The 13,597-nt window shown below is 69.3% G+C and carries 12 protein-coding genes; 9 read left to right on the forward strand and 3 right to left on the reverse strand.

Annotation, left to right across the window (positions count from 1 at the left end):
* Positions 1-337: 337 nt before the first annotated feature.
* A complete protein-coding gene (locus ASD37_RS16190; RefSeq protein WP_235568439.1) occupies positions 338-1,126 on the reverse strand; it encodes an HAD-IB family hydrolase in 789 nt (262 codons plus the stop codon).
* Positions 1,127-1,618: 492 nt separating this feature from the next.
* Here ASD37_RS16190 and ssd point away from each other — a divergent pair, with 492 nt between their 5' ends.
* From ssd to ASD37_RS16225, 7 genes are read left to right on the forward strand one after another with little or no spacing between them, the layout of a single operon-like run.
* Positions 1,619-2,695 (forward strand): septum site-determining protein Ssd, encoded by a 1,077-nt coding sequence (gene ssd / locus ASD37_RS16195; protein ID WP_056552754.1) that lies wholly within the window; start codon positions 1,619-1,621, stop codon positions 2,693-2,695.
* Positions 2,692-3,855 carry a TadA family conjugal transfer-associated ATPase gene (locus ASD37_RS16200; protein ID WP_056552758.1) on the forward strand — a complete coding sequence of 388 codons (1,164 nt, stop codon included), beginning with the start codon at positions 2,692-2,694 and terminating at the stop codon, positions 3,853-3,855. The genes ssd and ASD37_RS16200 overlap by 4 nt, the downstream gene beginning before the upstream one ends.
* Positions 3,856-3,887: 32 nt before the next feature.
* Positions 3,888-4,631 (forward strand): type II secretion system F family protein, encoded by a 744-nt coding sequence (locus tag ASD37_RS16205; protein ID WP_235568440.1) that lies wholly within the window; start codon positions 3,888-3,890, stop codon positions 4,629-4,631.
* Positions 4,628-5,197, forward strand: coding sequence for a type II secretion system F family protein (locus ASD37_RS16210; RefSeq protein ID WP_056552765.1), 570 nt, complete (start codon positions 4,628-4,630; stop codon positions 5,195-5,197). Before ASD37_RS16205 ends, ASD37_RS16210 begins: the two co-directional genes overlap by 4 nt.
* A gap of 57 nt (positions 5,198-5,254) precedes the next feature.
* Positions 5,255-5,461, forward strand: coding sequence for a DUF4244 domain-containing protein (locus ASD37_RS16215; protein WP_056552768.1), 207 nt, complete (start codon positions 5,255-5,257; stop codon positions 5,459-5,461).
* Between the two features lie 47 nt (positions 5,462-5,508).
* The gene (locus ASD37_RS16220; RefSeq protein WP_082570171.1) at positions 5,509-5,784 is read left to right on the forward strand and encodes a TadE family type IV pilus minor pilin; all 276 of its coding nucleotides are present in this window, start codon (positions 5,509-5,511) and stop codon (positions 5,782-5,784) included.
* Complete coding sequence (locus tag ASD37_RS16225) at positions 5,747-6,115, forward strand: Rv3654c family TadE-like protein (RefSeq protein ID WP_304438714.1); 369 nt, start codon at positions 5,747-5,749, stop codon at positions 6,113-6,115. Before ASD37_RS16220 ends, ASD37_RS16225 begins: the two co-directional genes overlap by 38 nt.
* 133 nt (positions 6,116-6,248) lie before the next feature.
* On the opposite strand, the gene ASD37_RS16230 is transcribed toward ASD37_RS16225, so the two are convergent.
* The gene (locus tag ASD37_RS16230; RefSeq protein WP_056552773.1) at positions 6,249-7,304 is read right to left on the reverse strand and encodes a PAS domain-containing protein; all 1,056 of its coding nucleotides are present in this window, start codon (positions 7,302-7,304) and stop codon (positions 6,249-6,251) included.
* Positions 7,305-7,590: 286 nt separating this feature from the next.
* Positions 7,591-9,921, reverse strand: a complete 2,331-nt coding sequence (locus tag ASD37_RS16235; RefSeq protein ID WP_370073061.1) for a DEAD/DEAH box helicase — start codon at positions 9,919-9,921, stop codon at positions 7,591-7,593.
* Between the two features lie 110 nt (positions 9,922-10,031).
* Here ASD37_RS16235 and ASD37_RS16240 point away from each other — a divergent pair, with 110 nt between their 5' ends.
* Complete coding sequence (locus ASD37_RS16240) at positions 10,032-10,625, forward strand: hypothetical protein (RefSeq protein WP_056553498.1); 594 nt, start codon at positions 10,032-10,034, stop codon at positions 10,623-10,625.
* Between the two features lie 129 nt (positions 10,626-10,754).
* On the forward strand, positions 10,755-13,577 hold the full coding sequence (gene topA / locus ASD37_RS16245; RefSeq protein WP_056552780.1) for a type I DNA topoisomerase: 2,823 nt from the start codon (positions 10,755-10,757) through the stop codon (positions 13,575-13,577).
* Positions 13,578-13,597 lie beyond the last annotated feature (20 nt).

Below are 13,597 nucleotides of genomic sequence, written 5' to 3' on the forward strand. Positions count from 1 at the left end.
GTGGGTTGCGTGGGTGGCCTCGGCGTTCTTACGATGCGCTACGGCTGCTGACCCCACCCAAGGGATCCTCGCTTGGCGTCCGCTCTTCGCAATTACGCAGGCCCGCAACACTTTTACCATTATCGCGGTATGTGCTCCGCGTGGGTTCGCAGGTCCCGTGCTGGGATGCCTCTGTCGGGAGTGCGAACCTTCTCTTCTGGTTCGAACTTGGCCTCTAGCGGCTTCCGTGACTCCTTTGTACTCCGTGACCGCGGTCACATCAAGGGCCAGTTTCGGCGAGTCGTCAGATCGTGACCCCGAGGCCGTCAGCAACCGCCCCGAGAGATGCTTTGCGCGCCTAGAAGGCGAAGCGTCGTAGCAACGAATACGTCAGGGCGCCGGCGGCCAACGCGCTGATGCCGACGGCGACCGACGTGGCGACGGCGGCACCGGACGGGGCGCCGATGCGTTCCCTCAGCGACACCGCTCGGGAGAACGTCAGCACGGGCCAGCCCCTGCCTGCCGCTTCCCTGCGCAGCGCGCGGTCGGGATTGACGACGGTCGGGTGCCCGACCGCCTCGAGCATCGGCAGGTCGGTGATCGAGTCGGAGTACGCGTAGCAGTGGTCCAGCGCGTAGCCCTCGCGAGCGGCGAGCTCCTGGATGGCCTCGACCTTGCCCTCGCCGTAACAGTAAAAGGCCACCTCGCCGGTGTACTTGCCGTCCTCGACGACCATCCGGGTGGCCATCGCGTGCGTCGCGCCGAGGGCCTTGGCGATCGGCGCGACGATCTCCTCGCCCGACGCGGACACGACGACGACGTCGCGGCCGCACAACTTGTGGTCGGCGATGAGGTTGGCGGCCTCGACGAAGACAAGGGGGTCGACGATGTCGTGCATCGTCTCGGCGACGATCGACTTCACCTGTTCGACGTTCCACCCTGCGCACATCGTGGTGATGTAGGAGCGCATGCGATCCATCTGCTCGTGGTCGGCGCCGGACATGTGGAACAGGAACTGCGCGTAGGTCGACTTGAGGACCGCTTGCCGGTTAATTAGCCCCTGGTCGAAGAAGGGTTTGCTAAAAGCCAACGTGCTCGACTTGGCGATCACCGTCTTGTCAAGATCGAAGAACGCCGCGGTGCGGATTTGGCGATCACCGGGGGTGGCGGAATGCGGCTCTGTCGGGTCCGCCGAGGCGGCGCCGGAAGCAGTCACGATGTCAGCATATGCGGCGGTCGTGTCGGGTGAGGTGCCCGTTGACGCGAAGTGGCAGTCTCCGCCACCTGTCGCCCCGTGTAACTTTCCAGGTCACCGCGCGATTTCATTGCAGATTCATAGGGTCTCGATGACTTGCGCTAGCCCGTATTGACGTGTGTATAGTGAGCATTACCCGGCTTATGTCGGGTGTGGATCAGCCCGACCCCCCGGGGCTGATACACGACGACCTCCGCCTCCTCCCCCCTGGCGGGGGTCGTCCCTTTTTCTGGACAAGTTCGCGAAATCGTGCCCCGACGGCTGGTCTTCACCGGCCGATGTTTGCGAGCGGGATTCGCAGCCGATTCATCCACAGACGCACCTTCATCCACATTTCGTCAGATGGGGATGGCGTCGCGTCCGTCGTAGCCACACAGTGATGGCATGAATTCGAGCAACGGCATCCTTGCGGTGGTCGTCGACGCTTCCCTCCTGCGCGACGTCGACCGCGTCGCGGCGGCGGCGAGCGTGCGAGTCGTCCACGTCGACTCGCCGTCGAGCCGCAAGGCGTGGTTGGCGGCGTCTGCCGTCGTCCTCGATCTTGCCGGTGCCCGCCGCTGCGCCGAACTGGGCCTGCCGAGACGAGATCGCGTCCTGCTGGTCGCACCCGCGGAGCCCAACCCCGAGCACTGGCACGTCGCGATCGCGATTGGCGCCGAACGTGTCGTGTCCCTGCCGGCGGACGAGGCGGCGCTGGTGTCCGAACTGTCCGACGCCGCCGACTCCGCGAGCGACGACGGCCGACGGGGTGCGGTGCTGGCCGTCGTCGGCGGATGCGGCGGAGCCGGCGCCTCGGTGTTCGCGACGGCGCTGGCCCACGCCGCGACCACATCACTGCTGGTGGACGTCGACCCCTGGGGCGGCGGAATCGACCTGACTCTCGGCAGTGAGCGGGACGCCGGGCTGCGGTGGCCCGACCTTGCGCTCGGCGGCGGTCGAGTCGGGTACGCCGCACTGTCTGCGGCGTTGCCGTCGCGCCACGGCGTCACGGTGCTGTCGGCTGGTCAATCCGGTGGCGAGATCGACGCGGGCGCACTCACCGCGGTGGTCGACGGCGGTTCCCGCGCGGGCGTCACCACGGTCTGCAACCTGCCGCGCCGCGCGACGCCCGCGGTGGGGGCCGCACTCGACGCGGCCGACCTCGTCGTCGTCGTCACGCCCGCCGACGTCAGGTCCTGCGCCGCCGCAACGGCAGTCGGACGGTGGCTGGTGGAGAACAATCCGAACGTCGGGCTCGTCGTGCGCGGCCCCGCTCCCGGTGGACTGCGCGCCGTCGACGTGTCGCGCATCGCGGACCTTCCACTCCTGGCGGCGATGCGCACTCAGCCAGGCCTCGCCGCCGAACTCGAACGCGACGGGCTCAGGCCGCGACGCCGTTCGCCGCTGATGTCGGCGGCCAGGCAGGTACTCGAGGTGCTTCATCGCCAGCCCGGCGCGACGGACAAGCAGATGGTCGCATGAGCGGTTCGCTCGTCGAACGGGTCAGGGAGCGGCTGGCAGCCGAGCCGGGACCGCTCGGCCCGAACGTGGTCGCCGAAGCGATCCGCGCCGAGTCGTCCGGTCTGCTCGGTGACACCGACGTCCTGAGCAATCTGCGCGTGCTGCAGACCGAGCTGACCGGCGCCGGAATCCTCGAGCCGCTGCTCTGTGCCGCGGGGACGACCGACGTTCTGGTGTCGGCGCCGGATGCGGTGTGGGTCGACGACGGTCGCGGACTGCGCCGAACCGACGTCCGCTTCGACGACGAGACCGCGGTGCGCAGGCTGGCCCAACGGCTGGCGTTGGCGGCCGGACGCCGACTCGACGAGGCCCAGCCGTGGGTCGACGGTCAACTTCTCGGCCTTGGCGCCGGCGGTTTCACCGTGCGACTCCACGCTGTGCTCCCTCCGATCGCGCCCGCGGGTACCTGCCTGTCGCTGCGGGTCCTGCGGCCCGCCACCCAGGACCTTCCCGCGCTCGTCGGCTCGGGCGCTATCGCCCCCGCCGCAGCCGCGATCCTCGGCGAAGTGATCGCCTCCCGGCTGGCGTTCCTGGTCTCGGGTGGCACCGGTGCTGGCAAGACGACACTGCTGTCGGCAGCCCTGGGCGCCGTCGCGGCGGACGAACGCATCGTCTGCGTCGAGGACGCGCCCGAACTCGCGCCGCGGCATCCGCATCTGGTCAACCTCGTCACCCGCTACGCCAACGTCGAAGGCGTCGGCGAGGTGACCGTCCGCGACCTCGTCCGGCAGGCGCTGCGGATGCGACCGGACCGCATCGTCGTAGGGGAGGTGCGCGGTGGCGAGGTCGTCGACCTTCTCGCCGCGCTCAACACCGGTCACGACGGCGGCGCGGGAACGGTGCACGCCAACAGCCCCGCCGAGGTACCCGCGCGTCTCGAGGCCCTCGCCGCGGTCGGCGGACTGGACCGGGCCGCGCGGCACAGTCAGCTCGCCGCCGCGGTCAGGGTGGTACTGCACGTCGGGCGGGACCGGGCGGGGGTTCGCCGCCTCGAGGAGATTGCGGTCTTGGGAAGGGGCGACGACGGATTGGTCGCCGCGACGACGGCCTGGCACGCCGACCGAGGGTTCGAGGACGGGATGGACCGGTTGACGGGCCTAGTGTCGGCGCGCCGCCCGTGACGGTCGCGGCGCTGGCGCTGGCCGCGGCGTTGATGGTCGCTCCCTGGCCACCCCGTCGACTCGGTTCGTGGCACCCGCCGCGGCGCAGCCGTCGGGCACTCGCGATCGCGGGATGCGTGGTCGCGGCCACCACGATCGTCGTCCTCGCACCCGTCGCGGCGTCGGTGGCAGCCGCGGTCGTCACGGCGTCGATCACATTGCGCCGCAAAAGTTCCCGCAAGAGGGCTCGAAGAGCCCAGGAGGCGGCCGCACTGCAGGCCGCGCTGGGCGTCCTGGTGGGGGAGCTGCGGGTGGGCGCGCATCCGGTCGTCGCATTCGAACGGGCCGCGGCCGAAGTCGACGGAACCGTCGCCGACTCGCTGCGGGCGGTCGCGGCCAGAGCCCGACTCGGGGCTGACGTGTCCGCCGGATTGCATTCGGCGGCACTGCAATCGACCGTGCCGCAGTACTGGGAGAGGTTGTCGGCCACGTGGCTGTTGGCCCAGACCCGTGGCTTGGCGATCGTCGCGCTCATCCGCGCGGCCGAGCAAGACGTCGTCGAGCGCGAGCGCTTCAACGCCGGGGTGACGGCCGGAATGGCAGGTGCGCGCGCCACCGCGACGATCCTGGCTGGGCTGCCGGTGCTCGGCGTCGGCCTGGGGCACCTCATCGGGGCGCAGCCGTTGCGGTTCCTGCTGTCCGGTGGTGTCGGCGGGTGGTGCCTCGTGATCGGCGTGACCCTCGCCTGCATTGGATTGTGGTGGTCCGATCGCATCACCGATCGGGTGCTCGGATGAGCCTGGCCGCAGTGCTTCTCGCGGTGGCGATGCTGCTCACCGGTGGTCGGGTGCGCACCACCAGGGCGCCGGTGGTGGTCGCGCTGCCCGCCCCGCAGGCCGGCGACGGCGACGATCCGCTGGCGGTGGCATCTGCCCTCGACGTGTTCGCCGCGTGTCTGTCGTCGGGCATGGCGGTGGCAGGCGCAGCGAGGGCGACCGCGCCGTTCGCGCCGCAGGCGTTGGCGGACGTACTCGGGCGTGCCGCGGATCTGCTGGCTCTCGGCGCCGACCCGGAGACCGTCTGGACGACCGGCGACACCGCGGGCGACCCCCGCGTCGACTCGCTGTGCAGGCTTGCCCGGCGCTCGGCGTCGTCGGGAACCGCTCTGGCGCAGGCGGTGTCCGATCTGGCCGACCAGTCGAGGCGGGATGCGTCGGACTCCGCGCGGGCAGCCGCCGAACGGGCGTCGGTGCTCATCGCGGGTCCGCTTGGCGTCTGCTATCTGCCTGCCTTCGTCTGTCTCGGGATCGTCCCCGTGGTGGTCGGTCTGGCCGGTGACGTGCTGCGGTCGGGCGTGTGGTGAACCAAGTCGTGGCGTGCGGGGAAGCCGCGCGCCCTTGGAAGATGAATGGGGACGGATATGTTCGAGGACAACGTGTTTCGGCGGCTGCACGCCCGCTTGGTGTTGCTCGCGGTGGACGAATCGGGAATGTCCACCGTCGAGTACGCGATCGGAACCATCGCGGCGGCGGCGTTCGGGGCGATTCTCTACACGGTGGTCACCGGAGACTCGATCACGAGTGCGCTGACCAACATCATCACCCGAGCGTTGAACACCAACGTCTAGGTGAGGAGGGTGGCGTCACCGTCGAGGCGGCGTTCGCCGTTGCGGCGTTGGCGGTCGTCCTGGTGCTGTGTGTCGGTGGTCTCGCGGCGGTCGGGATGCAGGTGCGGTGCGTCGACTCGTCGCGGGAGGCCGCCCGGCTGGCGGCTCGCGGCGACCAGGGCGCCGCCTCGGACGTGGTGCGCAGGGCAGGGCCGGTCGGCGCGGAACTGGCGCTCCGCCGTGACGGCGGCTTCGTCGTGGCGCGGGTCAGTTCACGGTCAAACCTGTTGCCAGGCATCACGATCAGTGCAGAGGCGGTGGCGGCGGTCGAGCCTGGACTCTGACCGCGGCTCGGCCAGCGTGGTGGCTGCGGCGATGATGGCGGTGCTGATGGCGTTGACCGTGGGCGGCGCGGCGGTGGGCTCGGCGGTGGTGGCCAGGCATCGGGCGGAGGCCACCGCGGACTTGGCCGCGTTGGCGGCGGCGGGGCAGTTGACCGCTGGCCCCCGGGTGGCGTGCGCGTCGGCAGCGTCGCTCGCTGCGGCGATGTCGGCAACGATGACGGCCTGCACCGTCGCCGAACTCGACGTCGTCGTGACTGCGGAGGTGACCGTGCGTCTCGGGCGCTGGGGTGTGCACGTGGCAAGCGCGAGTGCCCGCGCCGGCCCGGCGTGAGCCGGCCCGCCCCCGTGCTCGGCCCACCTCCGTCGCGTGTGCTGACAGATCGCGAATCCACGCGCTTGGGCGATCCCACAGCACACTCGGCGAAGTGGGAGGGGCTGGGAGTCGACGAAAGGGGTGGCTCGCCTTAAGTGCGGGCGCGGCGGGGGGCGGCCGAACGGCGGGTAGCCTTGCGTGGCTGCGGGGCCCGTTCGTCGTCGGTCGGCAATCTGAGCGACAGCAGGCCGGCGTAGGTGTCCTCGGCGATCTCGACCCGGTGGGCCGTGACGTGGACGGGCGTCCACCCGCCGTCGAGCCCCCGCAGCCTCAGCACGCGCGAGGCCGAACCGTCACCGAAATCGGTTGTCATCGACGTCATCTCGTCCTCGTCGTCCGGGTGGACGATGGACGTGCCCGCAGCTCTGGCGTGCCAGTCGAAGAACGGGCACGGCTCGTCGAGCCACTTGAGCAGCTTCCACGACCGCAGGTCCACCAGAGCCCGGTGCACGCCAGGCTGGGCCAAACCGTTGAGGATCCGTTGGCCGAGGTCTTCGGACCGGACCGACGGTGCGTCACTCACCCCGCGCCAGTTCATCGCCCGGCAGATCAACCTGTCGCGGCCGGCCCCGTCGACCTCCTGCAGCACCCTGGCCGCGAACCCGACGGTGATCAGCTTGCCCTTGTAGTCGGTCACGTCCCAGGTGCTGCAGAACGTTCGGCCCGCCTCTGGCTTGATCGCCACCGCCAGCACCCTGGCCTCGTCGGGGTTCAGATTCCTGGTGGGGAGGTCTTCGGCGAACGCGCGGCCCTGGGTGGCCTCGGTGGTGGGATCCAGCCCGCTGTTCATCAACGACTCGGGGGTGTCCGTCGCGACGCCGTCCGTCAGATCCCACTTCAACGGACCGGGCAGTACGCGGTCCGGCGGATCCTGGTCCAGCGGCCCGATCCACACGTGAACGCCGTGAATGCGGCCGTCGGTCATTTGCACCACCTCGGTGCGGATAACGCGGTCGCTCTTGGGGGTCAGACTGCTCAGTGCCTTCCCGGCCTGAACGGTCTCGTTGATGGCCGTCTGAATCGCCATCAGGTTGGGGTTTCGCCTCAGGAACGCGCTGATAGGTACCAGGTTCTTGGTGTGCTGTCCTTGCGCGACGACGGCTGGTTCGGCGCCAAGTGTCTCCACCAGAAGCCAGTCGTGCGTCATGACAGCATCCTAGGCTGCCGAAGCTACGCGCCTTAGCCGGAACGCCTGTCCAGATGCTGAACCACCGGTGTTCATGCAGCATTCGCCCGGTTTTCGTGGTTCGGCGGGTGGAAAGGGGCGGTTGCGCGACCTGCGGGAAGGGAGTAATTTCTCCGATGCGCCCGGTTCGCCGGGACTGAGAGCGGATCGCGTCGTCCGGCCGCTCCCCGCCGTCGTTCACGTAACTGGCGTGCGTGGCTGAGCCGTGGAGGACGACCGTCGAGGGGTGGTCGTCTCCACGGACGGCTCATCTCGGATGCTTTGCCAACTCGTCGAGTACCAGCCTGAGCACCGTGACCGCTCCGGCCTTGTCCAGCGGGTCGTTTCCGTTTCCGCACTTGGGTGACTGCACGCACGACGGGCATCCCGACGGACACTCGCACGATTCGATCGCCGAGGCCGTCGCCTCCCACCAGGTGCTCATCTGGCGATACCCGCGGTCGGCGAAGCCCGCACCGCCGGGATGGCCGTCGTAGACGAAGATCGTCGGCGTACCCGACTCCGGCCCCACCGCAGTCGACACGCCCCCGATGTCGCCGCGGTCGCAGCTGGCGACCAGCGGCAGCAACCCGATCGCCGCGTGCTCGGCCGCGTGCAGCGACCCCGGAACGCGGATGTCGTCGATGCCGCTGCCGCCCAACGCTTCCGGCTCGATCGTGCACATGACGGCCATCGTCTCCAGGGTCTGGGTGGGCATGTCGAGGTCCACGAAGTCGATCACCTCGCCGTTCATCCGCCGACGCAGGAACCCGATCACGGTGTGGCTGACCGACACCGGCACGATTCCCACGGTGACCGGGCCTGCCGTGTGCCGCTCGCCGGGACCGGTCACGGCGACGTCGGTCAGCTCCCGCGCCGAGGTCGAGTAGCCGGGATCGTCGGCGCGGACGAAGGCGATGCCGTCCTCGAAGTCGAGCGAGTCGACCACGTAACTCTCGCCCTGGTGCAGGTAGACGGCGCCGGGATGGATCGACGACGGAGCTTGGCCGGCCCCGGTGCTGCCCAGCATCCGACCCGTTCCGGTCTCCACGATGGCGATCTGCCCACCCGAGGAACCGCGGATGTCCACGGCGGGATGGGGATCGAGCCCTGGTGCGGGGAAGTACCCGGCGGGGCGCCGCCGGAGGAGGCCGTCGTCGACCAAGGCATCGGCAACGGCCTCGGCGTTCCACGTCCGCACCTCGGCCTCGGTGAGCGGCAGTTCAGTTGCCGCGCAGAGCAATTGCGGTCCGAGCACGTACGGATTGGTCGGATCGATCACGACGCGTTCGATCGGCTTGTCCAACAGCGCCGCGGGATGGTGCACCAGGTAGGTGTCCAGCGGGTCGTCCCTGGCGATCAGCACGATCAGTGCGCTCTGGCCACGTCGCCCGGCCCGCCCCGCCTGCTGCCAGAACGACGCCACCGTGCCGGGGAACCCGGCCAACACCACCGCGTCGAGGCCCGCGATGTCGACGCCCAGCTCGAGCGCGTTGGTCGTGGCCAGACCCCGCAACTCGCCGTCGGACAGGGCCCGCTCCAGCGTCCGCCGGTCCTCGGCGAGGTACCCGGCGCGATAGGACGCCACCAGGTGGGCGAGGTCGGGCGCGACGTCCTCCAACCTGGCCCGGGCGCCGAGGGCGGTGAGCTCGGCGCCCCGTCGCGACCTGACGAACGTCAGGGTGCGCGCGCCTTCGGCGATCAGGTCGGCCATCACGCGTGACGCCTCGGATCCCGCGGATCGCCGCACCGGGGCACCGTTCTCGCCCGTGATGTCGTCGCGCAGAGCGGGTTCCCACAGCGCGACGGTCCGGCCGCCCTGCGGTGAGCCGTCGTCGGTCACCTCGGCGACGGTGTGGCCAAGCAACTCCGACGCGGTGGCTGCGGGTGCGGACGCGGTCGCGCTCGCGAAGATCACCGTCGGGCCACCGCCCTCGTCGGTCGAGTACCGCTCGCACAGTCGCACGAGGCGGCGCAGCACCATCGCCACGTTCGAGCCGAATATGCCTCGGTAGTAATGGCATTCGTCCACCACGACGTACTTCAGGTTGCGCAGGAACACGGCCCAGCGGGGGTGGTTGCGCAACAGCGACAGGTGGATCATGTCCGGATTGGAGAAGATCCACCGCGACCGCTCGCGGGCCAGTCGGCGCGCGTCGTTGGAGCTGTCCCCGTCGTACGGGCTTGGCGCGACGTCGCGCAACCGCGGGACCGCGTCGGTCAGCGCCTGCGCGGCCCGCAACTGGTCGTGGCCAAGGGCCTTGGTCGGCGAGAGATACAGCACCCGGGCCCGGGGGTCCGCCGCGAGCGTCGTCAAGATCGGCAGCTGATAGGCCAGCGACTTGCCCGACGCGGTGCCCGTGCTGAGAACCACGTGCAGACCGGAGTGCGCCAGGTCGGCCGCGACCGCCTGGTGGGCCCACGGCTCCGTCACTCCCCGGTCGACGAACGCCCGGACGACGTCCGGGTCGGACCAGGACGGCCACGGCTTGGTTTGGGCACGGCGCGGCGGCAGATCGGCTACGTGCCGTAGCGGGTGATCGTCGGGGTCGGCGCCCTCGACGGCGCGGGCGAGCAGCTCGCGGCCGAAGTCCGACACCACTTCAGCCACGCTCCACCCCCTCGACGTCGACGACCACTCCATGATCGTCCATCGACGTGCGGCCCGGTGTCGCGGCGGGAATGCCCCGCTGGCCTAGTGTCGGATCGGTGAGCCAGCTCTCCTTCTTCTCGGCAGAGGCGGTGCCCCCTGCGGTCGCCGACCTGACGGGGATTCTGGCTGCGCCGGGACAGGTGGTGCTCGTCGGTGACGGCGCGGACCGGGCCGCCCGCCTGTCGGTCGTGGTCGACGCGCAGTGGCGCGCCGAGGCGCTCGCCGAGATGATCGCCGCCGCGGGCTTGGTGCCGGAGATCGCGCGGACCGACGAGAACACTCCGTTGGTGCGGACGGCGCCCGACACGCGGCTGACGGTCATCGCGAAGAACTGGACGCGCGGCGCGGTGAAGACCGTCCCGCCGCATTGGCTGCCCGGCCCCCGCGAGTTGCGGGCGTGGACGCTGGCCGCCGGAATGCCCGAGTCCGACCGATACCTTCTCGGACTGGACCCGCACGCCCCAGATACGCATACCGCACTCGCGGCGGCGATGATGAGGGTAGGAATTGCACCAACCCTGATTGGCACTCGCGGGACACACCCGGCGTTGCGGATCAGCGGCCGCAGACGCCTATCGCGCCTGGTAGAGAACGTGGGGGAACCTCCGGACGACGCCGAGGCGTTTCACTGGTGGCCGCGCTCAGATTGAGCTCGGCCGGCGAAGCCAGTTTGCGTAGGCTCGTCCAGAGTGCGAAATTGTCAGTTGCCGCGGGCTGGTGGGACTACTTATTCAGTGGTCCCGCGCTTTCGGCAACATAGAAGTGGAGCGTAAAAACAGTTGGCTGACTCCGGCGGTGGCAGCGGCAATGGCACGATTCGGCGACTCGTCATAGTCGAGTCGCCCACCAAGGCGCGCAAGATCGCGGGCTACTTGGGTTCGAACTACATCGTGGAATCGTCGCGTGGGCACATCCGCGACCTGCCACGAGCCGCAGCCGACGTGCCCGCCAAGTACAAGACGGAGCCATGGGCGCGCCTCGGGGTCAACGTCGATGCGGACTTCGAACCGCTCTACATCGTCAGCCCGGAGAAGAAGAGCACGGTCGCCGAGCTCAAGGAACTGCTCAAGGGCGTCGACGAGCTCTACCTCGCGACGGACGGTGACCGGGAGGGCGAGGCGATCGCCTGGCACCTCCTGGAAACGCTGAAGCCACGCATCCCCGTCAAGCGGATGGTCTTCCACGAGATCACCGAGTCGGCCATTCGGGCCGCCGCCGACGATCCCCGCGATCTCGACATCGACCTGGTCGACGCCCAGGAGACCCGCCGCATCCTCGACCGCCTCTACGGCTACGAGGTCAGCCCGGTGCTGTGGAAGAAGGTCGCGCCGAAGCTGTCGGCTGGCCGGGTCCAGTCCGTCGCGACCAGGATCATCGTCCAGCGCGAACGCGAGCGCATGGCGTTCCGCAGCGCCGGCTACTGGGACGTCACCGCCGAGCTCGACGCGTCGGTCTCCGACGCCCAGGCCACACCGCCCAAGTTCACGGCCAAGCTGAACTCCGTCGACGGCAAGCGCGTGGCCAGCGGCCGCGACTTCGACTCCCTCGGCGGTCTGCGCAAGCCCGACGAGGTGCTGGTGCTCACCGAGCAGGCCGCCTCCGCACTGGCTGGTGGCTTGCGGGGCGCTCAGCTCAGCGTGGCGTCGGTCGAACAGAAGCCCTACACCCGTCGCCCATACGCGCCGTTCATGACCTCTACGTTGCAGCAGGAGGCCGGTCGCAAGCTGCGGTTCTCCTCGGAACGCACGATGAGCATCGCGCAGCGGCTGTACGAGAACGGCTACATCACCTACATGCGTACCGACTCGACGACGCTGTCGGAGACGGCGGTCAACGCGGCCCGCAACCAGGCCAGGCAGCTCTACGGCGAGGAATACGTCCATCCGACGGCCCGCCAGTACACCCGCAAGGTCAAGAACGCGCAGGAGGCCCACGAGGCCATCAGGCCGTCCGGCGACGTCTTTCAGACGCCGGGCCAGCTGCACTCCGCGCTCGACAACGACGAGTTCCGGCTCTACGAGCTGATCTGGCAGCGCACCGTGGCCTCGCAGATGGCCGACGCGCGGGGCACGACGCTGAGCCTGCGCATTGCCGGAGCGGCGACGTCCGGTGAGCAGGTCGTGTTCAGCTCCAGTGGCCGCACCATCACCTTCGCCGGCTTCCTGAAGGCCTACGTCGAGAGCCTCGACGAGCAGGCCGGCGGCGAGGCCGACGACGCCGAGAGCCGGCTGCCGAACCTGACCCAGGGGCAGCGGGTCGACGCATCCGACCTGACCGCCGACGGTCACACCACCAGCCCGCCCGCCCGGTACACCGAAGCGTCGCTGATCAAGTCGCTCGAAGAACTGGGCATCGGCCGTCCGTCGACGTACTCGTCGATCATCAAGACGATTCAGGATCGCGGGTACGTCCACAAGAAGGGCAGCGCGCTGGTCCCGTCGTGGGTGGCGTTCGCCGTAATCGGGTTGCTGGAGCAGCACTTCGGCCGCCTGGTGGACTACGACTTCACCGCGGCCATGGAGGACGAGCTCGACCAGATCGCCTCGGGCAACGAGCGACGGACCAACTGGCTCACCAACTTCTACTTCGGTGGTGACCACGGAGTCGACGGCTCGATTGCCCGCGCCGGTGGTCTGAAGAAGTTGGTCGGCGGCAACCTCGAGGAGATCGACGCGCGAGTCGTCAACTCCATCAAGCTGTTCGAGGACGACCAGGGCCGAATCATCAACGTCCGGGTCGGACGAAACGGTCCGTACCTGGAGCGGATGATTGACGATCCGGACAACCCGGGTGAGCTCAAGCCGCAGCGCGCCAACCTCAAGGACGAGCTGACGCCAGACGAGCTCACCCTCGAACTCGCCGAGAAGCTGTTCTCCACTCCGCAGGAGGGCCGTTCGCTCGGCGTCGACCCGGAGTCCGGTCACGAAATCGTCGCCAAGGACGGCAGATACGGGCCGTACGTCACCGAGGTGCTGCCCGAACCGATCGTGCCGCCGGAGGATCCGGGCGCCGCGCCGGCGAAGAAGGCCAAGAAGCCGCCGCCAGGACCCAAGCCACGCACGGGCTCGCTGCTGCAGTCGATGGACCTCGAGACGATCACCCTCGACGATGCGCTGAAGCTGCTGTCGCTGCCCCGCGTCGTCGGCGTCGACCCCGAGAACAAGGAAGAGATCACCGCGCAGAACGGTCGCTACGGGCCATACCTGAAGCGCGGCACCGACTCTCGGTCGCTTGCCAACGAGGAGCAGATGTTCACCATCACCCTCGAGGAAGCGCTGAAGATCTACTCCGAGCCCAAGCGGCGCGGCAAGCAGGGCGCCGCGACGCCTCCGCTGCGCGAGCTGGGCAACGACCCGGTGTCGGAGAAGCCGATGGTGATCAAGGACGGCCGCTTCGGTCCGTACGTCACCGACGGCGAGACCAACGCCAGCCTCCGCAAGGGCGACGACGTCATGTCGATCACCGACGGTCGGGCCTCCGAACTGCTTGCCGACCGCCGTGCGCGTGGTCCGGTCAAGAAGACGGCGCCCGCGAAGAAGGCCGTCAAGAAGGCGCCAGCAAAGAAGGCGCCCGCCAAGAAGGCCGCGGCGAAGAAGGCGTAGGCCCGAGAAGGTCTGGCCCG

It is taken from the genome of Mycobacterium sp. Root135 (assembly GCF_001426545.1).
GTDB lineage: Bacteria > Actinomycetota > Actinomycetes > Mycobacteriales > Mycobacteriaceae > Mycobacterium.

Excerpts from the sequence above, each read along its gene's own strand:
- ssd (WP_056552754.1), top strand. The coding sequence starts at position 1,619 with ATGAATTCGAGCAACGGCATCCTTGCGGTGGTCGTCGACGCTTCCCTC.
- ASD37_RS16200 (WP_056552758.1), top strand. The coding sequence starts at position 2,692 with ATGAGCGGTTCGCTCGTCGAACGGGTCAGGGAGCGGCTGGCAGCCGAG.
- ASD37_RS16205 (WP_235568440.1), top strand. The coding sequence starts at position 3,888 with ATGGTCGCTCCCTGGCCACCCCGTCGACTCGGTTCGTGGCACCCGCCG.
- ASD37_RS16210 (WP_056552765.1), top strand. The coding sequence starts at position 4,628 with ATGAGCCTGGCCGCAGTGCTTCTCGCGGTGGCGATGCTGCTCACCGGT.
- ASD37_RS16215 (WP_056552768.1), top strand. The coding sequence starts at position 5,255 with ATGTTCGAGGACAACGTGTTTCGGCGGCTGCACGCCCGCTTGGTGTTG.
- ASD37_RS16230 (WP_056552773.1), bottom strand. The coding sequence starts at position 7,304 with ATGACGCACGACTGGCTTCTGGTGGAGACACTTGGCGCCGAACCAGCC.